This window comes from Telluria sp. GW821-FHT07G12, assembly GCF_059418525.1.
Map to the genome: position 1 here is coordinate 1232449 of NZ_JBWKQA010000001.1, position 26454 is coordinate 1258902.

The 26454-nt window shown below is 63.5% G+C and carries 24 protein-coding genes; 12 read left to right on the plus strand and 12 right to left on the minus strand.

All coding sequences use genetic code 11. The annotated features are described in order from the left end of the window. Position 1 precedes the first annotated feature (1 nt). On the plus strand, positions 2 to 568 hold the full coding sequence (locus AC07PE_RS05755; protein ID WP_498762410.1) for a hypothetical protein: 567 nt from the start codon (positions 2 to 4) through the stop codon (positions 566 to 568). A gap of 1549 nt (positions 569 to 2117) precedes the next feature. Next, positions 2118 to 2453 (plus strand): hypothetical protein, encoded by a 336-nt coding sequence (locus AC07PE_RS05760; RefSeq protein ID WP_498762412.1) that lies wholly within the window; start codon positions 2118 to 2120, stop codon positions 2451 to 2453. On the opposite strand, the gene AC07PE_RS05765 is transcribed toward AC07PE_RS05760, so the two are convergent. Then, positions 2450 to 3367 carry a LysR family transcriptional regulator gene (locus AC07PE_RS05765; RefSeq protein WP_498762414.1) on the minus strand — a complete coding sequence of 306 codons (918 nt, stop codon included), beginning with the start codon at positions 3365 to 3367 and terminating at the stop codon, positions 2450 to 2452. The two genes, AC07PE_RS05760 and AC07PE_RS05765, sit on opposite strands and share 4 nt — an antisense overlap. Before the next feature lie 102 nt (positions 3368 to 3469). Here AC07PE_RS05765 and AC07PE_RS05770 point away from each other — a divergent pair, with 102 nt between their 5' ends. Together AC07PE_RS05770 and AC07PE_RS05775 are read left to right on the plus strand one after the other, a co-directional pair. Next, positions 3470 to 4636, plus strand: a complete 1167-nt coding sequence (locus AC07PE_RS05770; RefSeq protein WP_498762416.1) for a mandelate racemase/muconate lactonizing enzyme family protein — start codon at positions 3470 to 3472, stop codon at positions 4634 to 4636. Positions 4637 to 4699: 63 nt separating this feature from the next. Further along, on the plus strand, positions 4700 to 6331 hold the full coding sequence (locus AC07PE_RS05775; protein WP_498762418.1) for a hypothetical protein: 1632 nt from the start codon (positions 4700 to 4702) through the stop codon (positions 6329 to 6331). Here AC07PE_RS05775 and AC07PE_RS05780 read toward each other — a convergent pair whose 3' ends face one another. From AC07PE_RS05780 to AC07PE_RS05800, 5 genes are read right to left on the minus strand one after another with little or no spacing between them, the layout of a single operon-like run. Then, positions 6332 to 6649 carry a putative signal transducing protein gene (locus AC07PE_RS05780; RefSeq protein ID WP_498762420.1) on the minus strand — a complete coding sequence of 106 codons (318 nt, stop codon included), beginning with the start codon at positions 6647 to 6649 and terminating at the stop codon, positions 6332 to 6334. It lies immediately after the preceding gene. Between the two features lie 31 nt (positions 6650 to 6680). Next, the gene (locus AC07PE_RS05785; RefSeq protein WP_498762422.1) at positions 6681 to 7961 is read right to left on the minus strand and encodes a DUF445 domain-containing protein; all 1281 of its coding nucleotides are present in this window, start codon (positions 7959 to 7961) and stop codon (positions 6681 to 6683) included. 31 nt (positions 7962 to 7992) lie between these two features. Then, the gene (locus AC07PE_RS05790) at positions 7993 to 9144 is read right to left on the minus strand and encodes a CaiB/BaiF CoA transferase family protein (RefSeq protein WP_498762424.1); all 1152 of its coding nucleotides are present in this window, start codon (positions 9142 to 9144) and stop codon (positions 7993 to 7995) included. A gap of 13 nt (positions 9145 to 9157) precedes the next feature. After that, entirely contained in the window at positions 9158 to 10300 is a 1143-nt protein-coding gene (locus AC07PE_RS05795; RefSeq protein WP_498762426.1) for an acyl-CoA dehydrogenase family protein, read from the minus strand. 12 nt (positions 10301 to 10312) lie between these two features. Beyond that, positions 10313 to 11506 carry a lipid-transfer protein gene (locus AC07PE_RS05800; protein WP_498762428.1) on the minus strand — a complete coding sequence of 398 codons (1194 nt, stop codon included), beginning with the start codon at positions 11504 to 11506 and terminating at the stop codon, positions 10313 to 10315. An 87-nt stretch (positions 11507 to 11593) separates the two neighbouring features. Here AC07PE_RS05800 and AC07PE_RS05805 point away from each other — a divergent pair, with 87 nt between their 5' ends. Further along, complete coding sequence (locus tag AC07PE_RS05805; protein ID WP_498762430.1) at positions 11594 to 12229, plus strand: TetR/AcrR family transcriptional regulator; 636 nt, start codon at positions 11594 to 11596, stop codon at positions 12227 to 12229. Between the two features lie 123 nt (positions 12230 to 12352). Further along, positions 12353 to 14062 carry a cation:proton antiporter domain-containing protein gene (locus tag AC07PE_RS05810; protein ID WP_498762432.1) on the plus strand — a complete coding sequence of 570 codons (1710 nt, stop codon included), beginning with the start codon at positions 12353 to 12355 and terminating at the stop codon, positions 14060 to 14062. A gap of 105 nt (positions 14063 to 14167) precedes the next feature. Here the strand turns inward: AC07PE_RS05810 and AC07PE_RS05815 are convergent, their stop codons facing one another. Next, positions 14168 to 16135 (minus strand): AAA family ATPase, encoded by a 1968-nt coding sequence (locus tag AC07PE_RS05815; protein ID WP_498762434.1) that lies wholly within the window; start codon positions 16133 to 16135, stop codon positions 14168 to 14170. Positions 16136 to 16618: 483 nt separating this feature from the next. Between AC07PE_RS05815 and AC07PE_RS05820 the strand changes: the two genes are divergently transcribed. After that, positions 16619 to 16897, plus strand: a complete 279-nt coding sequence (locus tag AC07PE_RS05820; protein WP_498762436.1) for a hypothetical protein — start codon at positions 16619 to 16621, stop codon at positions 16895 to 16897. A gap of 123 nt (positions 16898 to 17020) precedes the next feature. Here AC07PE_RS05820 and AC07PE_RS05825 read toward each other — a convergent pair whose 3' ends face one another. Both AC07PE_RS05825 and gstA read right to left on the minus strand, forming a co-directional pair. Continuing rightward, positions 17021 to 17590 carry a DUF1697 domain-containing protein gene (locus tag AC07PE_RS05825; RefSeq protein WP_498762438.1) on the minus strand — a complete coding sequence of 190 codons (570 nt, stop codon included), beginning with the start codon at positions 17588 to 17590 and terminating at the stop codon, positions 17021 to 17023. 55 nt (positions 17591 to 17645) lie between these two features. Continuing rightward, positions 17646 to 18254, minus strand: coding sequence for a glutathione transferase GstA (gene gstA / locus AC07PE_RS05830; protein WP_498762440.1), 609 nt, complete (start codon positions 18252 to 18254; stop codon positions 17646 to 17648). A gap of 127 nt (positions 18255 to 18381) precedes the next feature. Between gstA and AC07PE_RS05835 the strand changes: the two genes are divergently transcribed. Both AC07PE_RS05835 and AC07PE_RS05840 read left to right on the plus strand, forming a co-directional pair. Further along, on the plus strand, positions 18382 to 18714 hold the full coding sequence (locus AC07PE_RS05835; protein WP_498762441.1) for a hypothetical protein: 333 nt from the start codon (positions 18382 to 18384) through the stop codon (positions 18712 to 18714). Then, a complete protein-coding gene (locus tag AC07PE_RS05840; RefSeq protein WP_498762443.1) occupies positions 18711 to 19553 on the plus strand; it encodes an HDOD domain-containing protein in 843 nt (280 codons plus the stop codon). Before AC07PE_RS05835 ends, AC07PE_RS05840 begins: the two co-directional genes overlap by 4 nt. Before the next feature lie 110 nt (positions 19554 to 19663). Here AC07PE_RS05840 and AC07PE_RS05845 read toward each other — a convergent pair whose 3' ends face one another. Next, positions 19664 to 20050, minus strand: coding sequence for a hypothetical protein (locus AC07PE_RS05845; protein ID WP_498762446.1), 387 nt, complete (start codon positions 20048 to 20050; stop codon positions 19664 to 19666). A 567-nt stretch (positions 20051 to 20617) separates the two neighbouring features. On the opposite strand from AC07PE_RS05845, the gene miaB reads away from it, so the two are divergent. The 3 genes from miaB to ybeY are packed head-to-tail and all read left to right on the plus strand — an operon-like array spanning position 20618 to position 23536. Then, a complete protein-coding gene (miaB, locus tag AC07PE_RS05850; RefSeq protein ID WP_498762448.1) occupies positions 20618 to 21979 on the plus strand; it encodes a tRNA (N6-isopentenyl adenosine(37)-C2)-methylthiotransferase MiaB in 1362 nt (453 codons plus the stop codon). After that, positions 21976 to 23085, plus strand: coding sequence for a PhoH family protein (locus AC07PE_RS05855; protein WP_498762450.1), 1110 nt, complete (start codon positions 21976 to 21978; stop codon positions 23083 to 23085). The genes miaB and AC07PE_RS05855 overlap by 4 nt, the downstream gene beginning before the upstream one ends. Then, positions 23066 to 23536 carry an rRNA maturation RNase YbeY gene (ybeY, locus tag AC07PE_RS05860; RefSeq protein WP_498762452.1) on the plus strand — a complete coding sequence of 157 codons (471 nt, stop codon included), beginning with the start codon at positions 23066 to 23068 and terminating at the stop codon, positions 23534 to 23536. Before AC07PE_RS05855 ends, ybeY begins: the two co-directional genes overlap by 20 nt. A gap of 81 nt (positions 23537 to 23617) precedes the next feature. On the opposite strand, the gene AC07PE_RS05865 is transcribed toward ybeY, so the two are convergent. Both AC07PE_RS05865 and AC07PE_RS05870 read right to left on the minus strand, forming a co-directional pair. Beyond that, positions 23618 to 25876 carry a xanthine dehydrogenase family protein molybdopterin-binding subunit gene (locus AC07PE_RS05865; protein WP_498762988.1) on the minus strand — a complete coding sequence of 753 codons (2259 nt, stop codon included), beginning with the start codon at positions 25874 to 25876 and terminating at the stop codon, positions 23618 to 23620. Then, positions 25873 to 26376: a (2Fe-2S)-binding protein gene (locus tag AC07PE_RS05870; protein ID WP_498762454.1), complete on the minus strand. Its 504-nt coding sequence runs from the start codon at positions 26374 to 26376 to the stop codon at positions 25873 to 25875. Before AC07PE_RS05870 ends, AC07PE_RS05865 begins: the two co-directional genes overlap by 4 nt. Positions 26377 to 26454: the final 78 nt, after the last annotated feature.

A 26454-nucleotide genomic window follows, 5' to 3' on the forward strand; every position in this document is an offset into this window, starting at 1 on the left:
CATGATGGACGCGCCACTCGAACAATCGAGGAAACGCAAAGTGCTCAAGCTCTTTGCGCTGCTACCTTGGATTTCTGGATACTGTGAGGCAGCGCAGACGGTTAATACAGGTGATCCACAACAGCGATTCAAAGGCATCCGCGCAGTGCTTGTTGTGGACGCTATGGCTGGTAATGAACTAAAGTACGTAAAGATTTATGATGACAGAGATATCGAAATCTATTCCTCTGGCATAGTGTCGAGAAAAGTTCGCAAAATCGTGACGCTGGGCGACACTTACATCCCTCTGACAGTGCGTGCGATTTGGAGAAAGGGCGCAGGCTGGGACAGCGTCAAAGAAGTTTGGAATGAAGGCATAATCGCTGGCGATTACAAAGTTTCCGTAGCTAGGCGAATCCCGGATCAAGTCTTGAACGACATTTATGCGCATGGAGGAAATCTTCGCTTGAAATTCCGTCTTAAGACGGACGGCGTCCTTTTCGGCTGGGATATCGAACGTGCGGCTCCTTTGGGAGACGTTTCTATTTTTGCGATGCCGGGAGGAGACTTTCTTGAAACTCGATATTAATACAGCCATTTATTGACACAGTGATGTGGCGTTTCAACCCAATTGTGCGCCTTCGCTCGCACCCGGTCATGTCATGACCGCCAAAAGTACTAGCGCGGAGGGCACATACCTGCCCTGCCCAGCGTACTCGGCCTGAAATCCTCTATCACTACAAAAGCCCCTTCAGCGATCTTGGCCATCCCAATGGTTCGCTCGGCCGCAACTAGCGCCTCTCATACAAAACGAGAATCCTCCTTGGGAACTACTGCAAATGAAGTATTACGTCAAGTGAAGCGATTCAAATCTGTATTTTACACAAGCTGGACAAGGTTACGGACAGTTGACAGCAGAAAATCTGTTTGTGTAGGAGACAAACAGAGTTAAGAATCCGTGGAACCTCAATACAATTACTCGACAATTTTACAACTAATTCGGGAATCAGCCTCGCGCGAAATTTAGCTGTCTGGCGAGTATCTTTAGGCTTACTAGAACACATTCGGACATCGCGACCAACTAGACGCACAAATTAATGTATGCGGTGGGGCAGATCATTTAGTTTACGGACACAAGATGAACACAGTCGTCATTTTCTCATTCCTTTTCTGGATCTCATCTGAATCATCCTGATAACCGGCATCAGATTGAACTGCAGTAGAAATTTGCGATAGAACGCAACCCGCTTCACAAAGGCAGTTAGTTTCCAGTTCGACAGCGAACAAGTCGTACATGACGATGACCGGCTTTGACAGTTACCGCCCAGCCGATGCGGTCGTCCAATCGAGTCGACCTAGTTCTGGGCGTGGTACGGGATTTCGAAGCATGCGTCTAGCATAATCGGATCGTCCGGCACGGTGTGATTTCGCGTACTTCCGCCGCGACACGAGCTCCAAGGTGGAACAGCGCGAACAAGCGCGTGCTTTCATCGCTAAGGACCACGCGCGCGTTGCAAGTGCCAGTAACCTCCGTCATCGCTCCCAGCCGCCGATGATAAATGGTGGGTCTGACGACGCTCAGCCGGCCCAGCCATTTGGCACCCGCTGCCAGGAGACAGTCCAGCACGTACACATTTACAAATCTTTGTGGATATTGGTAAGTTTCTATTTGGCAATAATATTCACAATGGCGAGTGCTGACTTTTGCGATCACAGATGGACGCGCCTATGAAACGAAGCTTATTTCTCTTCATCAGCACCCTCTTCTTTAAGGGTAGGCTCATCGCCGCGCTGCCACTGCAGTCCGCGCCAGCAAAGGGCTGCGCCCGGCCGCGTTCATGCTCCTACCGGAGCGCCCGCGCCATGCCAGCCCTGCCCAAGCACCAGGACACTCGGGTCCGCCACATCCAAAAAGAAGAGCACGAAGGCGATTTCCTCTGAACTGGCGATGGCGAAGCCGTCGAGCCCTGCCGCCCGCCGAATGGGCCGCGCTGGAAGCCGAATTCGGTGCGCCAGCGATCGGCTATCGCTTCATGCCCTTGCCCGATACAATGGCAAAATTCGGGCCGCGCCTGCAAACGCTCTTCGACGAAGTGGATGCGCGCCCCTATCATCAAGCCGCCTGAAAGAGCATACCGATGACCGACCAAGCCGCCGAACTAGCCCGCCGCGAAGCCGCCGCGCGACAAGCCATCAAGAACGGTTTCGACATGGAAGATGAGGAATCCGGCGTCGCCATGTTCGTCGCCTTCCACCTCGAAGAACTCCCGGCCGAGTACTGGCAGGAGCAAATGCAGATCGCCCGCCCCGATCCCGGCGCCGTGCTCGACATCCTCGAACTGCGCGAGCACTGGGGCGAAGAAGATGAGCTGGAACACTCCGATTTCACCCTGCCGGGCAAGGTCACCGATTACGTGATCAGCGTGCGTTTCGATGGCAAAGGCAAGGTCGCCGAGATCTCGATGGAAAGCTAAGCCAGCGCCGAGGGCTGGCTGAAATGCTCAACCAGAAAATCAATAAAAGCCCGCGCCCTTGCCGCCTGATTCCGCCGGTTCAGGTAATACACAAACAAATCCGCCGACGGCAGCCGGTACTGCGGCAGCACGATCTGCAGTCTCCCGCTCTCCACATAGCGCGCCAGGTCCCACTCCGAGCGCACCAGGATGCCATGCCCATCCAGCGCCCAGCCCAGCACGATGTCGCCGTCGTTGCTGGACAGCGCACCGTGCACCTTCACCGCTTCGCTGTGCTCCTCGCCTTCGCCTGAATAAAAGCGCCAGACCCCGTGCGCCTCGTCGTTCTGGCGATGCACGATGCAACGGTGCTTCGCCAGCTCAGCCAGCGAAGAAGGCAGCCCATGCCGCTGCAGATACAAGGGAGAAGCACACAGGAAGCGCCGGTTCGACATCACGCGGCGCGCGTTCAGGCGCTTGTCCGGCAGCGCGCCGAAGCGGATCGCCAGGTCGTAGCCATTCTCGACCAGGTCGACCGGGCGGTCCGTCACCTCCATCTGCACTTCGACCTGCGGGTAGCGCTGCGCGAATGCGGAGATCATGGGTGCGATCGTGGTCCGGCCGAAGCCGAGCGTCGCATTCACGCGCAACAGGCCACGCGGCGCCGAGCGCCCGCTGGCCACCGCGTCTTCCATCTCGCGGATCGATGCCAGGATGCGCGTGGCGTGCATCAGGTAGGTCTCGCCTTCGCTGGTCAGGCTGATGCGGCGCGTGGTGCGGTTCAGCAGCCGCACGCCCAGCCTCGCCTCCAGCTGGGCCAGGCGCTTGGTGGCGGCGGGTGGCGTCAGGTCGAGGGCGCGCGCTGCAGCAGCCAGGCTGCCGTGGCGGGCCACCAGCACGAAGAATTCCATGTCGGCCGTGTGGTCGGGCTTCATCCGCTATTCACCTTAGGTTAATAATCAATTCGATGCCGGGAAATTATAGACGGCTCGGCGAGGACTAAGCTGACGCCTCCATAGAACACACAAGCAGCCATCATGAAAATCGTCGAGATCCGCGAACAGACCCTCCCCATCAGCTCTTCCATCCGCAACGCCTACATCGACTTCAGCAAGATGACGCTGAGCCTCGTGGCCGTGATCACGGACGTCATCCGCGATGGCAAGCCGGTGGTGGGGTATGGCTTCAATTCGAACGGCCGCTACGGCCAGGGCAAGCTGATGCGCGAGCGCTTCATCCCGCGCATCCTGGAAGCCGATCCCGGCTCGCTCCTCAACGACAAGGGCGACAACCTCGATCCGCACCGGATCTGGGATGCGATGTTCACCAACGAGAAGCCGGGCGGCCACGGCGAGCGTTCGGTGGCGATCGGCACCATCGACATGGCGGTGTGGGATGCGGTCGCCAAGATCGAGGGCAAGCCGCTGTTCCAGCTGCTGGCGGACCGTTACGGCAACGGCCAGCCGGAGCGCAAAGTCTTCGTGTACGCGGCCGGCGGCTACTACCATCCGGGCCAGGACCATGAAAAGCTGAAGGACGAGATGCGCAGCTATATCGACCGCGGCTACACGGTCGTGAAAAAGAAGATCGGCGGCGCCTCGCTGGATGAGGACCTGCGCCGCATCGACTCCATCCTGTCGGTGCTGCAGGATGGCCAGAAGCTGGCGGTGGACGCCAATGGCCGCTTCGACCTCGACACCGCGATCCAGTATGCCAAGGCGCTCTCGCAGTACGACCTGTTCTGGTACGAGGAAGCCGGCGATCCGCTCGACTTCGAGCTGCAGGCGACCCTGCGCAACTACTACGACAAGCCGATGGCGACCGGCGAGAACCTGTTTTCGATGCAGGATGCGCGTAACCTGATCCGCTACGGCGGCATGCGCGCGGACCGCGACTGGCTGCAGTTCGACTGCGCACTGTCGTACGGCCTGGTCGAATACCTGCGCACGCTGGACATGCTGCACCAGCACGGCTGGTCGCGCAGCCGCTGCATCCCGCACGGCGGCCATCAGATGTCGCTGAACATCGCGGCCGGTCTGGGCCTGGGCGGCAACGAATCCTATCCGGACCTGTTCCAGCCCTTCGGCGGCTTCCCGGATGGCGTGAAGGTGGAGAATGGCTATGTGACGATGCCGGACCTGCCGGGCATCGGCTTCGAGGGCAAGGCGGATTTGTTCCGCGAGATGCAGAAGCTGTCGGATTAAAAACACTGACAGGCAGGCGTTGTTGAATTAGCATGTCAGCTTCACTGATGTCCTGGAGGTGTCTTGAAGCTGATCCTGCCCGTCCTGCTGCTGGCCTGTGCGCCGGCATCCGCCCAAGTCCATGCCACGATCACGTTGCGCGATCCCACGGCGCTTGAGGTCAGCTACACAATCCCGCCATCCTGCGCGGCGCTGGAGTTCCGCAACGAGGACATACGGCCCGAAACCGTCGCCACCCTGCGCAGCGATTGGCGCGCCGCGGATGACTGCACCGAATTCGATGGCCGCCAGCTCCGCCGCAAGAATGCGTCCTGCAGCACCCTGCGCCTGCGCGTTCCCGCCACCCAGCGCACCGCCGACCGCGTCTATCCCTGGGCCTATCCGGTCGAGAAAGGCCTGTATGCGCATACCCGCGCCTACGCACTGACGGCAGCTTGCGGTCCGGTCGACTGGACCTTCTCCGCGCCCGGCGGTACCGTGGTGGTCGATGGCGTCGCCGCGGCAGGCAGCATGGACCGCACGGCGGCCGCCGGCGGCGGCGAGGAAATGCCGACGGTGCTGATCCAGCAAGCCTTCCCCCCAGGCGCCACGCCGCGCGTCCATGCCAGCAGCCAGTTCTCGCCGCAGACTCTGGCCCTGCTGGACAGTAACGTGGCCAGCATCGAGAGGGAACTCCGGCGCGAGTTGCCGGGCCTGCGTTTTACGGTGCCCTTCATCGTCGCTTCACCTTCCGACCACCCGAGCAATTACTGGGGAGACGTGGCCAACGGCACGACGATGCGCCTGGCCTTCCCTCCCTCGTCCGGACCCGCGCAGGAAACCCTGCTGCACACCTTCGTGACGCACGAGATGGCCCATCTTGTCCAGCCGCGGGAATGGAACGACAGCTGGAAAGAGGATTCCGCCACCATCGGCGAAGGCGGGGCCGAGTTCCTGCGCGCCGTTACGGCCACGCGGCTAGCCTGGTTCGACCGCGCAGCCTTTGCCGGTGACCTGGAAAAAGCGGTGAACAACTGCCTGCTCGCCGCCAAAGGCAAGTCCTGGAAGACGATGAACAATCGCGGCTGGGGCCTCAATCCTTATCAGTGCGGCCTGACTTTCTATGCCATCGGCCTGTCGTCGAAACTCTCCCGCACTTCGCCGCTGCTGCGGGTACGCGATTACTACCGCAAGGCGGGAGCAGGCGAGCGCACCGATTTCGCGCGCGAGCTTGAATGCGGCGGCGCCCGCGATTGCCAGCCGCGCTGGCTGCCGCGCCTGGCCGGCGACGAAACGCTGGCGAATGTGCTGCAGGATTATGCGCGCCAGCCGCGCTCTCTGCTGCACGCCACCTCGGAGTGGGGAACCGCACTGATAAAGCCGATGGCATTCCGCCACCTTGCCCAGCTCATGGCGGCCGACTGCAAGGGCGGCGTCAGCATGTATCAGGAAACGGCATCGGCGCGCATCGCCCCGGGCCCGACCTGCGGCGTGCTTCGCGAAGACATGGTGGTCGTACGTGCGGAAGGCTTGCCGCTGTTCGAGACCGCCGGCGCAGTCAAGGCATCCGTCGAGTCCTGCCGCGACAAAGGCAGCACCGTGCTGGGCTTGCAGGACGGCGGCAGCATCACGCTGGCCTGCAATGCGGGATCGGTGAATGTGCCTGCGCAGCTGTTCAGCATCAACCCCGAACGGGCGCAGGCGCTGCTCAGATAATCAGGCTTCGCCGACGTCGGCGTCTTCGCCCAGCGCGAATTCGCCGCGCTGGAAGGCTTCCAGCACGGCCTGGGCCTGGACCAGATGCGTTTCGGGCACCAGGATGCGGACGCCGCCGAGAGCCGGCGCCAGCAACAGGTCGGTCTGCACCAGGTGAGCGTCGGCCAGCACCGCCGGGATGCCCGACGCCACCAGGCAGCCCTGCACCAGGCTGGCTTCCATAGGGACCAGATAGCGTGCAAGTTCAAGCAGGTCGCGGCCTGGCAGTAACTCAGCCTCCGGCGTGCCGGCCAGCAGTGCATTCAATGCTTGTGTCATGACGGCTCCCTGAAGATCGACGGCTGTGTGCTCATCTTAGCAGCATCGGCAGTGCGGACAGCAGGTAAAGCACCACCCCGATCAAGCCGCCGACCACGGTGCCGTTGATGCGGATGTACTGCAGGTCCTTGCCGATATTCAGCTCGATCTGCTCCGACATCTCGCGGCTGTCCCAGTTCTTGACGGTGTCGGCGATGTGGCTGGTCAGGAAGCCTGCGAACTCGGGCGCCGCGCCGCGCGCCGCCAGTTCCAGGCTCTCGTTGAGCGACGCACGTAGTAGCGGATCCTCGGCCAGCATGCGCCCGACCCAGGCGCCGGTCGCTTCCAGGCGCCGGCGCAGGGTCGACGCCTCCTTGTCCAGATCGGCCTTGATCCAGGCTTTCAGGTCGCTCCACAGCGAGCCCAGATAGCCGTTCAGGGTCTCGTCGCCGATCAGGTAGCGCTTGATGTCCTCGCCCTTTTCCACGAAATCCGGATCGGTCTGCAGCCGTGCGATGAAGTCGCCGGTGAAGGCGTCGAAACGCTGGCGCAGCGGGTGTTGCGGGTCTTCGCTGACGCGCTTGAGGATGCCGGCGGCCAGCTTGACGGTGAGGTCTGCGCCCTTGCGGCCGATGAGCTCCGAGGGCAGCATCTTTTCCATGAAGGCGTATTCCTCGCGCAGCCAGTCGACAATGCCCTGGGCGATGAAGGCCTGGGTCTCCTCGTTGTCCAGCAGCTTCGCCAGCTGGTGGATGCCCTCGTCGAGCAGCTGCTGGTGGCGGCCGTCGCGCGTGACGCTTTCCAGGATCGTGCCGGCGGTCTTGGACAGGTCGACGCCCTGGATCATGCCGTGCACGGCGCGGCGCACGAAGTTCTGCACCGCCGCGTCCTCGATGAAGTCGAGCGCCCAGCCGGCGGTCTTGACCAGGTAGTGGCCCAGCTGCTGCGTGTTCGCGGGCTGTATGAGCCAGTCGGCCACCTTTTGCGCCGGGTCGTGGCGCTGGATCAGGCGCACGATGGAATCCGTGTCGAGGAATTTCTCGTGCACGAAGGCGGCCAGGTTGTCGGCGATGCGCTGCTTGTTGGCGGGGATGATCTCGGTGTGGCGCGAGACGAAGGGAATCGGGATGCGGCGGAACAGCGCGGCGACGGCGAACCAATCGGCCAGCGCGCCCACCATCGCGGCCTCGGCGAAGGCCTTCAGCAGGCCGGTCCACCAGTTCGGCTGCAGGAACAAGGACAGCACGAACAGCGCGGCCGCGCCGGCAAAGAAGGACAGCGCCAGACGCTTGGACTGGCGCAGCTCCACTTGCTTATCGAGGTTCCTGGACATGGCTGGGGTCACCCCGCCATATTAGCCCAAGCTAGACCACGCCGGCGCGCCGCAGGGCGTCCACGCTAGCCGCGCTCCATCCCCAATCTCCCAGCACCGCAGCGCTATCCTGGCCGGGGCTCGAAGGCCGCGAGCCGATCTCGGCCTCGGTACGCGAGAAGCGCGGGGCCGGCGCCGGCTGGACCACGCCGTCGCGTTCGACGAAGGTGCCGCGCGCCGCATTGTGCGGGTGGCGCGGCGCTTCCGCCATGTCGAGCACGGGCGCGAAGCAGACGTCCGTCCCTTCCAGCAGGGCCGACCATTCGGCACGGGTGCGGGTGGCGAACAGCGCGGCGAACTTGCGCTTGAGTTCCGGCCAGTCGGCCTGGCGCCACTGCTTGCCGAACTGCGGATCCTCGACGTCCGCCAGCGCCAGCAGCTCCGCATAGAACTGCGGCTCGATGGCGCCGATCGAAATGAATTTGCCGTCCGCGCAGGCGTAGCAGTCGTAGAAGGGCGCGCCGCCGTCGAGCAGGTTGGCTTCCCGCTCTCCGCTCCAGGAACCGAAGGCGCGCAGGCCGTACATCATCGCGCCCAGCAGCGCAGCGCCGTCGGTCATGGCGGCATCGACCACCTGGCCCTTGCCGGAGTGTTTGGCTTCCCAAGCAGCGCAGACCACGCCGAAGGCCAGCATCATGGCGCCGCCGCCAAAGTCGCCGACCAGGTTCAGCGGCGGCGCCGGCGGGCCGTCCGCGCGGCCCATCGCGTGCAGCATGCCGGACAGCGCCACGTAATTCAGGTCATGCCCGGCCGCCTGCGACAGCGGTCCGGTCTGGCCCCAGCCCGTCACCCGGCCATAGACCAGGCGCGGGTTGCGGTCCAGGCAGGGGTCGGGGCCGAGCCCCAGCCGCTCCATCACGCCGGGGCGGAAGCCTTCGACCAGCACGTCGGCCTTGGCCACCAGGTCGAGCAGCAGCTGGCGGGCGCGCGGATCCTTCAAGTCCAGCGCCAGCGAGCGCCGCCCGCGCGCCATCACGTCGAACTTCGTGCCCAGCATCGGGTAGGGGTTCGGCGCCGTGGGGTCGGGTTTGCGGTCGATGCGGATCACGTCCGCGCCCATATCGGCCAGCATCATCGCCGCGAAGGGGCATGGGCCGATGCCGACCATTTCGATTACCTTCAGTCCGGATAAGGGTCCCGGCATGCGATTCCTCCGATTACAACGAACGGGCGATGATTTCTTTCATGATCTCATTGGCGCCGCCGTAGATGCGCTGTACGCGGGCGTCGAGATACATCTGTGCGATCGGGTACTCCAGCATGTAGCCGTAGCCGCCGAACAGCTGCACGCACTGGTCGACGATCTTGCATTGCAGGTCGGTGATCCAGTACTTGGCCATCGAGGCCTGCACCGTGTCCATGCGCCCGGCAATCAGGTCTTCGATGCAGCGGTCGACGAACACGCGCGCCACGAAGGCCTCGGTCTTGGCCTCGGCCAGCACGAAGCGGGTGTTCTGCATCTCGATCAGGGCCTGGCCGAAGGCTTTGCGCTCCTTCGTGTGCTCGACGGTCAGCTTGATGGCGCGCTCGATCGAGGCCACGCCGCACACGCCGACGATGGTGCGCTCGTAGGGCAGCTCGGTCATCAGCTGGGCGAAGCCGCGTCCCTCTTCACCGCCCAGTACGTTCTCCAGCGGCACATGGACGTCGTCGAAGAACAGCTCGCAGGTGTCCTGGCCCTTCTGGCCGACTTTTTCGAGGATGCGGCCGACGCGGAATCCGGGATTGTCCCGGGTGTCGACCAGCATCAGCGACACGCCTCTGGCCCCGGCCGCCGGGTCGGTCTTGGCGACCACCAGGATCAGGTCGGCCATATAGCCGTTCGAGATGAAGGTCTTGGAACCGTTCAGGCGGTAGCCGTTCTCCCCACGAATCGCGGTGGTGCGGATGCCCTTCAGATCCGAGCCGGCGCCCGGTTCCGACATGGCGATGGCGGCGATCGTCTCGCCGCTCGCCAACTTCGGCAGGTAATGGCGCTTCTGCTCTTCGGTGCCCTGGTTCAGCAGGTAGTGGGCGACGATGGCGTGCACGTGCAGGCCGAAGGCGGTGTCGCCGGCGTAGCAGAGTTCTTCGAACACCACGCACTGGTGGGCGAAGCTGCCGCCCGAGCCGCCGTATTCGTCGGGGATATCGGCCAGCAGCAGGCCCATCTCGCCAGCCTTGCTCCAGACCTCGCGGTCGACGTGCTGCTGCTCGCGCCAGCGCTGCTGGTGCGGAACGATCTCGTGGTCGACGAAGCGGCGCACGGCATCGCGGAAACCTTCCAGCTCGGCTTCCATCCAGGGAGAGACGTAGTTCATGCTGTCCTCTCCTTACACGCGGTACATGGTGACGACGCAGGCGCCGCCCAGGCCCAGGTTGTGCTGCAGCGCGACCTTCGCGTCCTCGACCTGGCGCGCGCCGGCGCTGCCGCGCAGCTGGTGGGTCAGCTCGAAGCATTGCGCCAGGCCGGTGGCGCCCAGCGGATGGCCCTTGGACAGCAGGCCGCCGGACGGATTGGTGACGACCTGGCCGCCGTAGGTGTTGTCGCCCTCGGCGATGAACTTGTCGGCGCCGCCTTCCGGGCACAGGCCCAGGGCTTCATACGTGATCAGTTCATTGTGGGCGAAGCAGTCGTGCAGCTCGACCACGTCGAGGTCTTGGGGGCCGATGCCGGCCTGGGCGTAGACCTTGTTCGCCGCTTCCTTGCTCATGTCGTAGCCGACCAGGCGCATCATGTCATCCGCATCGAAGGTACTCGGGCGGTCGGTGGTCATGGCCTGGGCGGCGATGTGGACGTCGGCGCGCAGATTGTGCTTCCTGGCGAAGGCTTCGGAGACCAGCACCGCGGCGGCCGCGCCGCAGGTCGGCGGGCAGGCCATCAGGCGAGTCATCACGCCGGGCCAGATTTCGGGCGCGTCCAGCACGTCCTGTTCCGTCACCTCCTTGCGGAACAGCGCCAGCGGGTTGTTGACGGCGTGGCGGCTGGCCTTGGCGCGGATGCGGGCGAAGGCGTTCAGGGGGGTGCCGTATTTTTCCATGTGCGCCAGGCCGGCGCCGCCGAAGTAGCGCAGCGCCAGCGGAAGCTCTCGCACCTGAGCGTCGCCGCCCACCAGGCGCTCGGTGACGGCGTCGAAGTCGTCGAAGGGCGCCGGGCGGTCGGTGAAGACGGACGCCAGCGCGCCGGGGCTCATCTGCTCGAAGCCGAGCACCAGCACGCAGTCTGCGGCGCCACTCTGCACGGCCTGGCGCGCCAGGTACAGCGCGGTGGAGCCGGTCGAGCAGTTGTTGTTGACGTTGACGATGGGGATGCCGGTCATGCCGACGCCATACAGCGCCTTCTGGCCGCAGGTCGAATCGCCATATACATAGCCGACGTAGGCCTGCTCGACGCTGTCGTAGGCGATGCCCGCGTCATCCAGCGCGGCGCGCGCGGCCAGGGCGCCCATCTCGTGATAAGGGGCGCTGGCGCCTGGCTTGGCGAAGGGGATCATGCCCACGCCGGTGACGAATACTTTCTGGCTCATGCCTGTCTCCTCAGTTTTACAGGTCACCCGACCTAGTTTTGGTCAATTATAGGTCAACTGTACTAGTCGATAAAGTATAATCGGCGTATGGACAGAACTCTCGACAGCACGCTCAGAAACAAGGCTTCCGGCACCACCGAAAAAGGCCTCGGCCGGGCGCAGGACATCCTCGAGGCGGCGCGCGCCCTGCTCGCCGCGGAAGGCTATGCCGGACTGTCGATGCGGCGCGTGGCCCAGGAAGCCGGCATGAGCCTGTCGAACGTGCAGCACTACTACGGCAGCAAGGACCTGCTGCTGGAAGCCCTGCTGCTGACCACCATGGACGACTTCCAGGCCAGGATGGACGCCATCGCCGCCGCCATGAGCGAGCGCTCCCAGCTCGAGCGTTTTCTGACGACGGTCGACATGTTCCTGGAAGAGATCACCGACCCGGTCACCCACGCCTTCTTTTTCGAGCTCTGGGCGCTGGCCTCGCGCAATCCCTTCGCCTCCAACCTGATGGACAAGATGCTGGGACGCGAGCGCAAGACCGTCTACAACCTGATCCGCGGCCTCAACCCTGCCATCTCCGACGACGAAACCATGCAGCGCGCGATCCTGATGGTGGCGCAGATCGAGGGCCTGATGCTGTTCCGGCTCGACAAGCGGCGCCGGCGCACGCAGTTCGATGCGGTGCGTTCTTCCTTGCGCAAGGCCTTGTTGGCGCTGGCTACGATGCCGTAGGGTGGGCTCTCCGAGCCCACGTTAAGGCAGGCATTACGCGAACGCTACGCGTGGGCACGGAGTGCCCACCCTACATGTCGCTTATACTGGACTGGTTTTTCTTGACAAGGAGGCCACGTCCGCATGCACCACAACATCAGCCTGATCACCACCATCGCCGCCGCTCTCGGCTTCGGCCTGCTGTTCGGCATGCTCGCCGTGCGGCTGCGCCTGCCGGCCCTGGTCGGCTATCTCGCCGCCGGCGTCCTGATCGGCCCGGCCACGCCGGGTTTCGTGGCCGACGTCGCCCTCGCCTCCCAGCTGGCGGAGATCGGCGTGATGCTGCTGATGTTCGGGGTCGGCCTGCACTTCTCGCTCGACGATTTGATGGAAGTGAAAGGCATCGCCCTTCCCGGCGCCGTGCTGCAGATCGCGGTCGCCACGCTGATGGGCATGGGGGTGAGCCATCTGTGGGGCTGGAGCCTGGGTGCGGGCCTGGTGTTCGGCCTGGCGCTGTCGGTGGCCAGTACCGTGGTGCTGCTGCGGGCGCTGGAAGACCGCGGGCAGCTTGATTCCTTCAACGGCCGCATCGCGGTGGGCTGGCTGGTGGTCGAGGACCTGGTCACGGTGCTGGTGCTGGTGCTGCTGCCGGCGCTGGCCGGTCCGCTGGGCGGCCATGCCCTTAGTGGGCACGGCGCCGACGATTCGCTGTGGCTGGCGCTCGGCAAGACCCTGCTGTCGGTGGGCGCCTTCGTCGCCTTCATGCTGATCGTCGGCCGCAAGCTGTTCCCCTGGTTCCTGTGGCGCGTGGCCAAGACCGGCTCACGCGAGCTGTTCACGCTGGCCGTGATCGCGGCCGCGGTCGGCATCGCCTATGGCTCGTCGGAGTTATTTGGGGTTTCGTTCGCGCTGGGCGCCTTCTTCGCCGGCATGGTGCTGCGCGAATCGGCACTGAGCCACCGCGCGGCCGAAGAGACCCTGCCGCTGCGCGATGCGTTCTCGGTGCTGTTCTTCGTCTCGGTCGGCATGCTGTTCGACCCGCGCGTGCTGGTCGAGCATCCGCTCGAGCTGCTGGCGGTGGTGGCCATCATCCTGTTCGGTAAATCGATCGCGGCGTTTGTCCTGGTGCTGGCGCTGCGCTACCCGCTGAACACGGCGATTACCGTCTCGGCCAGCCTGGCGCAGATCGGCGAATTCTCATTCATCCTGGCGGCGCTGGGCATGTCGCTGGGGCTGCTGCCTGAGCTCGGCCAGAACCTGATCCTGGCCGGCGCCATCGTCTCGATCGCCGTGAACCCGCTGATGTTCAAGGCCATCAACCCGCTGCAGAAGTGGCTGCGCTCCAAATCCGACCTGGCGCGCAAGCTGGAGCGCTCGACCGATCCGCTGGCCGAGCTGCCGATGACGGTCACGCACGAGCACCTGACCGGCCAGGTGGTACTGGTCGGCTACGGCCGCGTGGGCAAGCGCATCGCCGAGGAACTCACCCGCCAGGGCGTGCACTATGTGGTGGCGGAGCAGAACCGCGAGATGGTCGAGGACCTGCGCCGGCGCGACCAGCCGGCGGTGGCCGGCAATGCCGCCGACCCGGCGGTGCTGATCCAGGCGCATATCGCACGCGCCTCGATGCTGGTAATCGCGACGCCCGATACCTTCCATGTGCGCAGCATGATCGAGACGGCCAAGGCGCTCAACCCGGCCATCCGCTGCGTGGTGCGCACCCACAGCGAGGAAGAGGCACGTTTGCTGCGCGAGGAAACCGGCGGCACCGTGTTCGTCGGCGAGCGCGAACTGGCCAGGAGCATGACGGATTACGTGCTGCAGGGCTTGGCGGAGGCGCCGGCGGCCCACTGAGCGCGCGTGGGCACGGTGTGCCCACCCCAGGGACGAAAAAAAACGCCGCGGGATTCACACCCCGCGGCGTTTTTCGTAGGGTGGGCACACCGTGCCCACGCAGCGTTATGCGACCGCAGCTTCCTCTGCGCACAGCTTCAGGCTGGCATGGCGAGCATGGTTCAGGCCGGCCAGCAGCGCATCCTTGTGCTGTTCCAGCAGGGCGAACACGGCATCCTTGGACAGCACGTACTGGTCGAGCAGCGTGTCCTTGAGCGCCACGATCACGTCCTGGTAGTCGCGGATCGCATTCAGCGTGTAGCTGTACAGCTCATCCGACTTTTCCTCGACCTGGCGCAAGGTGTGCTCGCCGGAGGCGTCGTTGCCCATCTGGCTATAGTCGATCTTGGCGCGCGAGTACATCGACAGGCGGCCCACCATCAGGTTCAGCATCTTGGTGATCTTCTCGATGTCGTTCTGGCTGCCGACCGAGATGCCGCGGGCGCCATAGAACAGCTCTTCCGCCGCCACGCCGCCGTACAGGCCGATGACGTCGCGCTCCAGCTCTTCCAGAGTACGCAGCGACATGTCGTCGCCCGACTGCAGGACGTAGCCCAGGGCGCCGATCTTCGACACGGCTTCGGTGCTGATCTTCAGCAGGTGCGACTTTTCCTTCACTTCATCCAGGGTCATGCCGGCGCGCAGGAAGGGGTCGATCTGCATGAAGAAGTGACCCAGTTCGTGCACGGCGATGCGCTCGCGCTGCTTGTGCTTCTCGGCGGTGGTGGCGCGGTCGGTCAGGCCGATGGTCGCACGCTCATAGGCACGAAACAGCAGGTCGGTGTTGATGATGACCTTTTCCTGGATCGACAGCATCGATGCGCGCTCGACCACGGATTCCAGCAGCGCCGGGCTCAGGTTCTGGGTGATCTCGGCTACCTGGTCGAGGTCGAGGTCATTGAAGTCCACCAGACCTTCTTTTTTACGCGACAGGAAGCTGCGCAGCAGTTCCTTGCGCTCGGCCTTGTTCGGCAGGCGGAAGTTGATCTTCACCGAGAAGCGGCGCAGCATCGCTTCGTCCATCTCGGTCGAGGCATCGTCGAAGTTCGAGGCGACCACCCAGATCACGCCCTGGCCCTTGTCGCTCTTCACGCCGTCCAGCAGGCCCAGCAGGGTGTTGGCGGTATCGTCTTCCCATTTCTTTTCGCTGCGGCCGCGCGGCATGAACAGGCTCTGCGCTTCATCCAGGAAGATGATGCAGCGGCCCTTGCTCGAGGCCTTGCGGTACAGCGCGTTCAGCGCCTTCGAACCGCCGCCGACGTAACCCGATTCCAGCGCCGAGCCCGAGGCCTGGATCAGCGGAATGTCCAGGCGCTTGGCCAGGTAGCCGACCAGCTTGGTCTTGCCGGTACCGGCAGGACCGGTCAGCATGACGTTGAAAGGCTTGTCGATGTTGTGCTCTTTGTACAGCTCGCGGTTGCGGATCATGTCTTCCAGGTGGAGGACTTCCTGCTTGATGTCTTCCATGCCGATCAGGTCGTCAAGCGAGCCTTTCAGCTTGTCCGGCGAGATCATCTGGGCGCCGCCGGCGTTCATGCCAGGGATGCCGAACTTCAGGGCGTACAGGATCAGGACCAGCACGGTCAGGTCGAGCGCGTGGCGCTTCATGAAGGAGACGACCTCGGAAGCGAAGCCTTCGTTCTCGTCCTGCAGCACGGCCTTGTGCGAAGCCAGGTAGTCGTCCTTGGCGATCGAGTACGGGATCGCGTTCTTCAGCAGGACTTCACGCTCGAGCGACAGGTGGGAGGTGCTCGGCACCTTCACCACGTGCAGCTGCGGCGCGCCCTTGAACTTGTAGATATAGCGCGGTGCATCGGACAGCGGGCGCGCCACCAGCAGGTAGTCGAGCCGGTCCTTCAGGGACGCCAGTTCGGTGATCTCGGAGATGTTCTGCGAGTGGACCACCGGCGACGGATCCTGCGGGACGTCTGCCTTGTAAATGAACCAGCCCACCATCATGCCCAACAGCACGGCAGTCAGGATACGGACATAAACATTCTTGAAGGCAATTTGAAGTCGAGCAAAATTGGGCATGTATCAGTACTCTTTAATCTGAAGGTGCTTCACGACGTAGATATTGCGTGCCTTCCGAAGTGCCGATTGGACGCGAAAGGCGCGGTGCATGGACCGCATGAGATGCAAACGTAGGCGTCTGCTATTGTTTTGATGCCCGAAGGCAATGGGGATATGGAGACTATACCCCCAAAGAAAAGATACGTGTATACCGTGCGCTGAAAAAACTTTGAGACACAACACAGCTGATCAAATTGCCATCACTTTTCTTTGTAATTTCAATAAGTTAGCTAAGCAAATCGCAAAGTTTTCGCCACTTTTTGCCTATTAAATAAGTAATCGAGAGATAATAATTTCAATTACTGCAATTATAAAAATTTTACGTTTTGTAATTGCTGAGAAACAGGTAACAAGACGTAACGAGCGCAATTCAATTCGCATTTTTGCTATGCTGGATTGGTACCCGGATGCGCTCTCCGAGGTGGACATTTGGAAGGAATGACCGTGAAACGATACGTTCTTGCCGCTGCACTCAGTTCAGCACTCTGCCTGCCTTTCGGCGCCGCCCAGGCCGCCGCCATCGACCTCGACACCAGCCACGCCGTCCGCGCCCATCGCATTGCCGATGTCTCGACGGTTGCGCGTACCGATGTGGTCATGCCGCCCTCGCCGTCCATGTCAGAACTGCCGGAACCGGAAGTGTTTGCGATGATGCTGGTCGGCCTGATCCTGATCGGCTACCGCGCAAGCCGCGACAGCAGCGAGAAATTCAAGAAGGATTGAGCTGGCCCAAGTGGGGAGGTAAAACCGGAGAGTCGACGGCGCCAGATGGCGCCGTTGTCGTTTGCAGCGCAGTGGACACGCAGCAGCGTGCCCAAGTTTCTTATATGGGGATCGGCTACCCGATTACAAGGGCTCGCTGCACAAGGCGTGCAGCTTGAGCAGGGTCGCCCAGTTGCGTGAGGTGGTCGTATCGCCCAGCTGCTTGCCGAGCGCGGCCGCGGCAGCGCTGTCGAGGATGCCATCGGGGCACCACACGTAGGCGGCGCGCTCGCCCAGCGCAGTGGCGCCGGACTCCCAGTCCTGGCCGCAGAGCGTCTCGAGCGCCTGGCGTGCCTGTGGCGTGGAATGCGGGTTCGAGAGGATGAAGGCCAGCAGGCGCGAATGGTCGCCGGCCTGGCCGAGCAAGGGGTTGCCGGCGACGACGTCAGCGAGCTCGGCGGCATCGAGCACCAGCACGCGCGCCGCCACGCCCAGCTTCAGCACCAGGGCTTCCTCGATTTGCGCGGCAACTTCATCCTGCGGCCGCGACGGACCGCTGAAGACGAGGTTGCCGCTGTTGAGAACACTGCGCACATCGTCGTAGCCAAGCTCGCCGACCATTTTGCGGAGGTCGGCCATGGCGACCCGTTTTGCGCGCCCGACATTTACGCCCCTCAGCAGGGCAACGTAGCGTTTGCTTGTCATGGCGCGCATGTTAACGTGTCCGGGCGTCCGGTGGCGCAGCGCAGCATCCTCACTCCTTGCCTGCCTACTTGATCAGGCCTTCGTCGCGCAGCGCCTGCTGCACTGCGGGGCGGGAACCGACGCGCTGCGTGTAGGCGGCGAACACCGGCCACGGCGACAGGTCGAACTGGACGTAGTTGGCCCAGGCCAGCACGGTGAACAGATAGCCGTCGGCCACCGTGAATTGCGAACCCATCAGGTAATCGCGGCCTTCCAGCTGGCTGGCGATCCAGCCAAGGCGATTCATCAGGTGGGTGCGCGCGGCGTCCTTCATCTCCTCCGTCGAGGTCGGGCGGAACAGCGGGCTGAAGCTCTTGTGCAGCTCGGTCGAGATGAAGTTCAGCCATTCGACCAGGCGATAACGCTCCAGCGTGCCGTTGGCCGGCGCCAGCTGGCGGTCCGGGACCAGGTCGGCGATGAACTGGACGATGGCCGGGCCTTCGGTCAGCACGGCGCCATCCTTCAGCTCCAGCGCCGGCACATAGCCTTTCGGGTTGATCGCCAGGAAATCGGCGCCGCTTTCGGTCTTACGGGCGCGAATGTCGACTTTTTCAGCCGTGAAGTCCAGGCCCGCTTCGAGCAGGGCGATGTGGGGGGAGAGCGAGCAGGCGCCCGGGCTGAAATACAGTTTCATACTTGTCCTATCGAATTGAATCCTGCCGAGAATACAACAGTTTATGCCAGCTTGCCGGCCGGGGAGTAGCTGCTTCACCCGGATCGGGTGTTAATATAATTCCGTTAATAAATACAAAGAGGGAAGTATGAACGGCGCTTACCAGCTGACACCCCTGCAAGATGCCAGCCCGGGTATGGTGCTGGGCGAGGTGCTGCGCGACGACAAGGGGAATGTGCTGCTGGCACAGGGCGTGGTGCTGACCGAGGGCATGCTGGCATCGCTGGCGCGCCATGGCGTCGAGATCCTCCCCATCCTCGCGGCCAGTCCGCTGGCGCCGCCTGTCGATGCGGCCCTGGTGCAGGAAAGGCTGGACCACGTCTTCCGCAAGCACGAGCGCGGGAGCAATGATGACTGGGCAACCACGATTCTGCGCCAGTACATCGAAGACTTCCGTCTGCAGCGCGAGGTGCAGCGATGAGCAAACTGTCTTCCGAACAGCTGGCCGCAAGCGTGCAGGACCTGCCTTCCCTGCCGGCCGTCGTGATGGAACTGCTCAGCAGCATCGAGCAGGACAACATGGATATCTCGGTGCTGGCGAAAAAGGTGTCCTATGACCAGGCGTTGACGGCCAAGACCCTGCGCCTGGCAAATTCGTCCTCCTTCGGCCTGCAGGTGAAGGTGGCGACGATCCAGCAAGCCATCACCTTCCTGGGCTTCCAGACCACGCGCAACCTGATCACGGCGGCGGCCGTCACCGGCTGCTTCCCGAACGGACTGTGCCCCGGTTTCAACGACAAGGCCTTCTGGCGCCATTCGATCGCGACGGCGGCCTGCGCCCGTTCGCTGGCGCGGCGCCTGCGCTTCAACCAGGACGTTGCGTTCACTGCGGGACTACTGCACGACATCGGCCGCCTGGTACTGGTGACCGGCCATCCCCAGGCCTACGGCGAGGCCCTGGCCTGGCGCGCCAGGCACGACGGCGAATGGCTGGATGCCGAGCGCGCGGTGCTGGGCATCGACCATGTGGATGCCGGGGTGGCGCTGGCGGCGCATTGGAATTTTTCGGACACGATGCGTCAGGCGATCGCTTATCACCACGCGCCCGAGACACCGGGCGCGGGATTTCTTGCCGCCATCGTTCATGTGGCCAACGCGGTCGTCCATGCGCTCGACCTGGCGGGCGAGGAGGAGGAACTGGTGCCGGCGCTGTCCAGCGTGGCCTGGAATGCGATGGGCTTGAACGAAGATGCTTATATGGACTTGTTCCGGGAAACGGAACAACAACTGGAAGAAATGTCGGCCATCCTGATGACTTAAGGGGAGCGACCCCTCATTCTCAGGACGGCCTGGAAATGACGGCAGCAGGTGCGAACCCGCTGCCGGGTCTCGCCGGAGGCATGACAGGACCGGCTGTCATGCCCTCGGCATCAGTGCGCATAATTGCCGGACTTGGACGCGTCGCTCTGATCTTGCGGTTGGGCTTGCTGTTGAGCGGCTTGTGCAGCAGCCTCTTTTGCAGCTTTTTCTTCAGGCTTCGGGCGGCCTTGTGCGTCCGACAGGCGATATTTGGTACGGCGGTCGCCCATCAGGTCACGCAGGTCGCGGATGCTCATGCCGGTCACTTCGTGCATGCGGATCAGCAGCGATGCGCCGACCGGCAGGCGGTGGTGACGGATCTTGCTGATCACCGGCGGAGCAACTTCCAGCATGCGCGACAGCGCTGCGTCATTCTTCAGCTGCATCTTGCCGAGCAGAATGTCCAGCAAGTGGTTAGGGTTGTAGCTTTCCTGTGAAGACAGAGCGTGATGTGCCATGATTACCTCGTGAGTGGTTAAAATAGTTCTCTTACGAACTTTGTTAAAGACTTCGTTTCGTCAACATAAGTTCCCGGATACGTTACCGAACGATCAATCGACTGCGCGTCGACAACGTCCCCGGACCCCGTGCGCTCCCTGACTCGCTACCCCAACGCACTTGTTTTTCGAACAAATTATCAAACTCATACGCCGGGTTCACACTCGACCGGAGCACGAAAATCATTGGTCGAAATCAAGCTAACGTTCGGAAAGCTTGTCATACAGTCATTTCAGCACATGGTGACAGATTGTGGCGCACGCAAGAGTTTTCTTGAACTTAATTTGCAATTGCCGGTACAGCCTAGCTAATTGATTTACAAAAAGAAATAAAAAAATTCGTTCCGGCAATCACAAACATAACAGTTTGCAATGCGATTTCAAGATTTAACAATGTAACCGACTGTATCAAAATTTCGGTTAAGAAATTTTTCATTCTGGCCAGTACCGAAAGCGGGTGCACACGTCCATTTCCGGGCGGGTTTCCGATTTGCGGTAAACTGGAATTCACTTGTCAAAGCATCAGCCATGCAGAAAAAAGTATTCATCAAGACCTTCGGTTGCCAAATGAACGAGTACGACTCGGACAAGATGGCGGACGTGCTCGGCGCGTCCGAAGGACTCGTACGCACCGACACCCCGGAGGATGCCGACGTCATCCTCTTCAACACCTGCTCGGTGCGTGAAAAGGCGCAGGAAAAGGTCTTTTCCGACCTCGGCCGCCTGAAAGAACTCAAACGCGGCAAGCCCGACCTGGTGATCGGCGTCGGCGGCTGCGTCGCCTCTCAGGAAGGCGCGGCGATCGTCAAGCGCGCCCCGCACGTCGACGTGGTGTTCGGCCCGCAGACCCTGCACCGCCTGCCGCAGATGATCCAGGCGCGCCGCGCCAGCGGATCCGCCCAGGTCGACATCAGCTTCCCGGAAATCGAAAAGTTCGACCACTTGCCGCCCGCCAAGGTCGAGGGCCCGGTCGCCTATGTCTCGATCATGGAAGGCTGCAGCAAGTACTGCAGCTATTGCGTGGTGCCCTATACCCGCGGCGAGGAAGTCTCGCGCCGCTTCGAGGACGTGCTGACCGAGGTTGCCGGCCTGGCCGCCCAGGGCGTGAAGGAAATCATGCTGCTGGGCCAGAATGTGAACGCCTACCGCGGGACGATGGACAACGGCGAGGTCGCCGACTTCGCCTTGCTGCTCGAGTACGTGGCCGAAATCCCCGGCATCGAGCGCCTGCGCTTCGTCACCAGCCACCCGAAGGAATTCACCCAGCGCCTGATCGACGCCTACGCGAAGATCCCGCAGCTGGTGAACCACCTCTACCTGCCGGTGCAGCACGGCTCCGACCGCATCCTGCAGGCCATGAAGCGCGGCTACACCGGCCTCGAATACAAGTCCATCATCCGCCGCATCAAGGCGGTGCGCCCGAACATTTCGATCTCGTCCGATTTCATCGTCGGCTTCCCGGGCGAGAGCGACGCCGATTTCGAAGCGATGATGAAGCTGGTGGAAGACGTCGGCTTCGACAACAGCTTCAGCTTCATCTTCAGCAAACGCCCCGGCACCCCGGCCGCCAACCTCGAAGACGATACCCCACACGAGGTCAAACTGGCGCGCCTGCAGCGCCTGCAGGCCCAGATCGACCTGAACACCCGCAAGACCAGCGCGGCGATGGTCGGCACGGTGCAGCGCATCCTGGTCGAAGGACCGTCCAAAAAAGGACAGGGAGAGCTGGCCGGCCGTACCGAGAACAACCGCGTCGTGAACTTCGTCCCGGGCGAGTTGGGCGAGACGCTGATCGGCCAGCTGGTCGACGTGCGCATCACCGAAAGCCTGGATTACTCCCTGCGCGGCGACCTGGTCGCCAGCATTGACACGATTGCCAAAGCAAGTTGAAAAACCAAACGCCTACCCAGCCTTCGTACTTCATCCCCGAGCCGCTCGATAACACGCGGCTCGCCCATCTCTGCGGCCCGCTCGACGAGAACCTGCGCCAGATTTCGGCCGCCCTCGACGTCACCATCTTCCGGCGCGGCGAGAAATTCATCGTCAGCGGCACCAACGCCGAACGCGCGGTCGAACTGCTCGAACGCTTCTATGCGGTGGCCAACAAGGTCGTGCCGATCGAGGAAGTGCAGCTGGCCCTGGTCGAACAGCGCGCCGGCCTGAAGCCGGCCATCGAAGCCGCCCCTGCGGCAGCCGAGGCCAAGAAGGAGCCCGGCGAAACCTTGCGCGAGGAAGCCGAGGATCTCGAACGCGACGAATCCGGCGAGCTGGTCAGCCCGATGCTGAAGACCCGCCGCAGCGACCTGCGCGGCCGCACGCCGCACCAGATCCAGTACCTGAAAGCGGTGCTCGAGCACGACATCAGCTTCGGCATCGGCCCGGCCGGCACCGGCAAGACCTACCTGGCCGTGGCCTGCGCCGTCGACGCGCTGGAACGCGACGCGGTCAAGCGCATCATCCTGACCCGCCCGGCCGTCGAAGCCGGCGAGCGCCTCGGCTTCCTGCCCGGCGACTTCGCGCAGAAAGTCGACCCTTACCTGCGCCCGCTGTACGACGCGCTGTACGACCTGCTCGGCTTCGACCGCACGCAGAAGCTGTTCGAGAAGCAGGTCATCGAAATCGCCCCGCTGGCCTTCATGCGCGGGCGCACGCTGAACCACGCCTTCGTGATCCTGGACGAAGCCCAGAACACGACGGTCGAGCAGATGAAGATGCTCCTGACCCGGATCGGCTTCGGCAGCAAGGCCGTGGTCACCGGCGACGTCACCCAGGTCGACCTGCACAAGACCCAGCGCAGCGGCCTGGTCGATGCGATGCACGTGCTGAAGGACGTGCGCGGCATCGCCTTCACCCAGTTCTCCAGCGCCGACGTGGTGCGCCACCCGCTGGTGGGCCGCATTGTCGACGCCTATGAAAAATCCGCCTCGATGCAGGAGCTCGGCGCCCTGCCCGGCGTGGCCAAACCCGTGACCCGAAATGCAAGAAAAAAAGCATAAGCTCGAACTGGACGTCCAGTATCCCGACACCCGCCTGGAAGCCTCGATCACTCCCGACATGATAGCCCGCTGGGTGCAAGCCTCCCTGCTCGGCCCTGCCGAGCTGGCGATCCGCTTCGTCGACGCCGCCGAAGGCCAGGTACTCAACCGCGACTACCGCCACAAGGACTACGCCACCAACGTCCTCACCTTTGCCTACAACGAGGGCGAGGAACTGGCCGACGACGAACCGATCCAGGCCGACATCGTGCTGTGCACCGACGTGCTGCAGCGCGAGGCCGAGGAGCAGAAGAAGACGGTCGAGGAACACGTGGCGCACCTGGTGGTGCATGGCGTGCTGCATGCGCAGGGCTACGACCACGAGCATGACGAGGAGGCGGAAGAGATGGAGCAGCTGGAGCGCGACATCATGGAAGCGCTGGGCTACCCGGATCCGTACGCCGAAGAGTAGGCCAATACGTGGGCACGGGGTGCCCACCCTACGATAGCCATGCCGTAGGGCGGGCACCCCGTGCCCGCGATTCCGTCGTCGTTATGCCTTCTTGAGCTGCTCCCCAATCGGCAGCTTCCTCACCCGCTTGCCAGTCGCCGCAAACACCGCATTGCTGATCGCCGGCGCAATCCCCGCCGTTCCCGGCTCGCCGATCCCGCCCGGCTCGTCGTGGCTGTTGACGATGTAGACCTCCACGGTCGGCGCCTCGTTCATGCGCATCACGCGGTAGTCGCCGAAGTTCGACTGCTGGACGCGTCCCTTCTCATGGGTGATCTGGTCCCACAGCGCGGCACTGGCGCCGAACACGATGCCGCCTTCCATCTGGGCGATGATGCCGTCCGGGTTGACGTTCTGCCCGCAGTCCACCGCGCACACCACGCGGTGCACGCGCACGTCGCCATCCGGGCCGACCGAGACTTCCGCCACCTGGGACATGTAGCTGCCGAAGGCGAACTGGGTCGAGATTCCTCTGCCCACCTTGCGGCCCGCCACCGGTTTCAGGGGCCTGCCCCAGCCCGCCTTCTCGGCCGCCAGGTTCATGACGCCCAGGGTGCGCGGCGATTTCTGCAGCAGGGCGCGGCGGAAGGCGACCGGGTCGGTCTTGCTCGCATACGCCAGCTCGTCGATGAAGCTCTCCACCACGAAGATGTTGTGGGTCGGGCCGACGCCGCGCCAGAAGGCGGTCGGCACGCCGGGCGGCTCGTGGCGCACGTACTCGACGCGCATGTCGGGGATCGTGTACTGCAGGTCGGCCGCGCCCTCCACCGCATCCGGGTCGACGCCGTTCTTGACCATCGGCGGCGCGAAGCGCGCCATGATCGAGGAGCCGGTCACGCGGTGGAACCAGGCCACCGGCATACCCTTGTCGTTCAGCTTCGCCGACAGGCGGTCATAGTAATAGGGGCGGTACATGTCGTGCTGGATGTCTTCCTCGCGGGTCCAGATGACTTTCAGCGGGCCCTTGGCCAGCTTGGCGAAGGCCACCGCCTGCAGCACGTTGTCGACTTCCAGCCGGCGCCCGAAGCCGCCGCCCAGGTAGTGGTTGTGCACCTTTACCTTCTCGACCGGCAGGCCGGTGACCTTGGCGGCCGCGCCCTGCGCCAGCGCCGGCACCTGGGTGCCGACCCACAGCTCGCAGGCGTCGGCGCGCAGGTCGACCGTGCAGTTCATCGGCTCCATAGTCGCGTGCGCGAGGAAGGGCATCTCGTACACCGCGTCGATGCGGCGCCCGCCGCCTTCCTGGGCCAGCGCCTTCAGGGCATCGCCCTTGTTGGTGGCGACCGCCCCCGTGCCTTCCGCGGCCTTGGCCATGTCGGCCACGATCGAGGCCGTGCTGACGTTGGCGTTCGGGCCGTCGTCGAAGCGCGGCGCTCCGGCAAGCAGGCCCTGCTTGGCGGTCCAGAAATTATCGGCGACCACCGCCACCGCGCCTTCGATGCGCAGCACCTGGCGCACGCCCTTGACCGCCATCGCCTTCTGTTCGTCCACCGCCGCCACCTTGCCGCCCGTGACCGGCGAGGCCATCACCGCGGCGATGCCCATGTTCGGCAGGCGCGCGTCGATGCCGAACATGGCCTGGCCATTGGTCTTGACCGGCGAATCGAGGCGCTTCAGCGACTTGCCGATCAGGGTGAAGTCGGCCGCGTTCTTCAAAGTGACGGTCTTCGGGAACTGCAGCTTGGATGCGGCGTCGGCCAGTTCGCCGAAGTGGGCCGAGCGGTTCGAGGCCGCGTGGCGCACGGTGCCGCCGACCACACTCAGCTCCTTCTCGTCTACCTTCCAGGTCTGGGCGGCGGCCTGCACCAGCACCGTGCGCACCTTGGCGCCGGCCTCGCGCAGCGGCTTCCAGGCGCCGCGCACCGAGGTCGAGCCGCCGGTCACCTGGCCGCCCAGCATCGGGTCGGCGTACAGGCTGTTGTCGGCCGGGGCCTGCTCCAGCTTCACCTTGCTCAAGTCTGCGCCCAGTTCCTCGGCCAGCAGCATCGGCATCGAGGTGAAGGTGCCCTGCCCCATCTCGACCTTGTGGATGATCAGGGTGACGATGCCCTCCCTGTCGATGCGGATGAAGGCGTCGTGCGCCAGCCCCGCCGGCTCGGAAGCGGCGGTGGCGGCCTGGCCGACCGCCGTTTCGGACGGCTTCTCCTTGCGGTCGTTCTGTCCTTCCTTGCCGTCCTTGCTGCAGCCGAACAGCGAGAAGCCGAACAGCAGGCCGCCACCGGCCACCGCGCCCGCCTTCATGAAGCCGCGGCGCGAGTTCGATACCTGGTCTTTGGTTTCCATGTGCGCTCCTCGGTTCAGGCTTTGCGGGGTGCTTGCGGCTGGGCGGCGGGCGCCACGGCCGGGGACGGGATGCCGGCCGCGATCTTGATCGCCTTGCGGATCCGGCCATAGGTGCCGCAGCGGCAGATGTTGCCGGACATCGCGCTGTCGATGTCGGCGTCGCTCGGCTTCGCGTTTGCCTGCAGCAGCGCGGTGGCCGCCATGATCTGGCCGGACTGGCAGTAGCCGCACTGCACCACGTCGACCTGGCGCCAGGCGTCCTGCACCTTCGCACCAACCGGGTCGTTGCCGATCGCCTCGATGGTCGTGATCTTCTTGCCGGCCGCGGCCGAGACCGGAGTCACGCAGGAGCGGATCGGCTGGCCGTCCAGGTGAACGGTGCAGGCGCCGCACAGGGCGACGCCGCAGCCGAACTTGGTGCCGGTCAGGCCCATCACGTCGCGGATGGCCCACAGCAGGGGCATGTCGTCGGCGACGTCGAGATTGGTGGAGGTGCCGTTGATGTCGAGGGCTGGCATGGAGGAGCTCCTTAGTGGCTTCGGTAGCGAATGAACAACTATAGGACAAAGGCGAATCAATACGGCGCACATTCCAGC

What these genes read in the sequence shown, in the direction of transcription:
- AC07PE_RS05755 (WP_498762410.1), top strand. Translation starts at nt 2, where the DNA reads ATGATGGACGCGCCACTCGAACAATCGAGGAAACGCAAAGTGCTCAAG.
- AC07PE_RS05760 (WP_498762412.1), top strand. Translation starts at nt 2,118, where the DNA reads ATGACCGACCAAGCCGCCGAACTAGCCCGCCGCGAAGCCGCCGCGCGA.
- AC07PE_RS05765 (WP_498762414.1), bottom strand. Translation starts at nt 3,367, where the DNA reads ATGAAGCCCGACCACACGGCCGACATGGAATTCTTCGTGCTGGTGGCC.
- AC07PE_RS05770 (WP_498762416.1), top strand. Translation starts at nt 3,470, where the DNA reads ATGAAAATCGTCGAGATCCGCGAACAGACCCTCCCCATCAGCTCTTCC.
- AC07PE_RS05780 (WP_498762420.1), bottom strand. Translation starts at nt 6,649, where the DNA reads ATGACACAAGCATTGAATGCACTGCTGGCCGGCACGCCGGAGGCTGAG.
- AC07PE_RS05785 (WP_498762422.1), bottom strand. Translation starts at nt 7,961, where the DNA reads ATGTCCAGGAACCTCGATAAGCAAGTGGAGCTGCGCCAGTCCAAGCGT.
- AC07PE_RS05790 (WP_498762424.1), bottom strand. Translation starts at nt 9,144, where the DNA reads ATGCCGGGACCCTTATCCGGACTGAAGGTAATCGAAATGGTCGGCATC.
- AC07PE_RS05795 (WP_498762426.1), bottom strand. Translation starts at nt 10,300, where the DNA reads ATGAACTACGTCTCTCCCTGGATGGAAGCCGAGCTGGAAGGTTTCCGC.
- AC07PE_RS05800 (WP_498762428.1), bottom strand. Translation starts at nt 11,506, where the DNA reads ATGAGCCAGAAAGTATTCGTCACCGGCGTGGGCATGATCCCCTTCGCC.
- AC07PE_RS05805 (WP_498762430.1), top strand. Translation starts at nt 11,594, where the DNA reads ATGGACAGAACTCTCGACAGCACGCTCAGAAACAAGGCTTCCGGCACC.
- AC07PE_RS05810 (WP_498762432.1), top strand. Translation starts at nt 12,353, where the DNA reads ATGCACCACAACATCAGCCTGATCACCACCATCGCCGCCGCTCTCGGC.
- AC07PE_RS05815 (WP_498762434.1), bottom strand. Translation starts at nt 16,135, where the DNA reads ATGCCCAATTTTGCTCGACTTCAAATTGCCTTCAAGAATGTTTATGTC.
- AC07PE_RS05825 (WP_498762438.1), bottom strand. Translation starts at nt 17,590, where the DNA reads ATGCGCGCCATGACAAGCAAACGCTACGTTGCCCTGCTGAGGGGCGTA.
- gstA (WP_498762440.1), bottom strand. Translation starts at nt 18,254, where the DNA reads ATGAAACTGTATTTCAGCCCGGGCGCCTGCTCGCTCTCCCCCCACATC.
- AC07PE_RS05835 (WP_498762441.1), top strand. Translation starts at nt 18,382, where the DNA reads ATGAACGGCGCTTACCAGCTGACACCCCTGCAAGATGCCAGCCCGGGT.
- AC07PE_RS05840 (WP_498762443.1), top strand. Translation starts at nt 18,711, where the DNA reads ATGAGCAAACTGTCTTCCGAACAGCTGGCCGCAAGCGTGCAGGACCTG.
- AC07PE_RS05845 (WP_498762446.1), bottom strand. Translation starts at nt 20,050, where the DNA reads ATGGCACATCACGCTCTGTCTTCACAGGAAAGCTACAACCCTAACCAC.
- miaB (WP_498762448.1), top strand. Translation starts at nt 20,618, where the DNA reads ATGCAGAAAAAAGTATTCATCAAGACCTTCGGTTGCCAAATGAACGAG.
- ybeY (WP_498762452.1), top strand. Translation starts at nt 23,066, where the DNA reads ATGCAAGAAAAAAAGCATAAGCTCGAACTGGACGTCCAGTATCCCGAC.
- AC07PE_RS05870 (WP_498762454.1), bottom strand. Translation starts at nt 26,376, where the DNA reads ATGCCAGCCCTCGACATCAACGGCACCTCCACCAATCTCGACGTCGCC.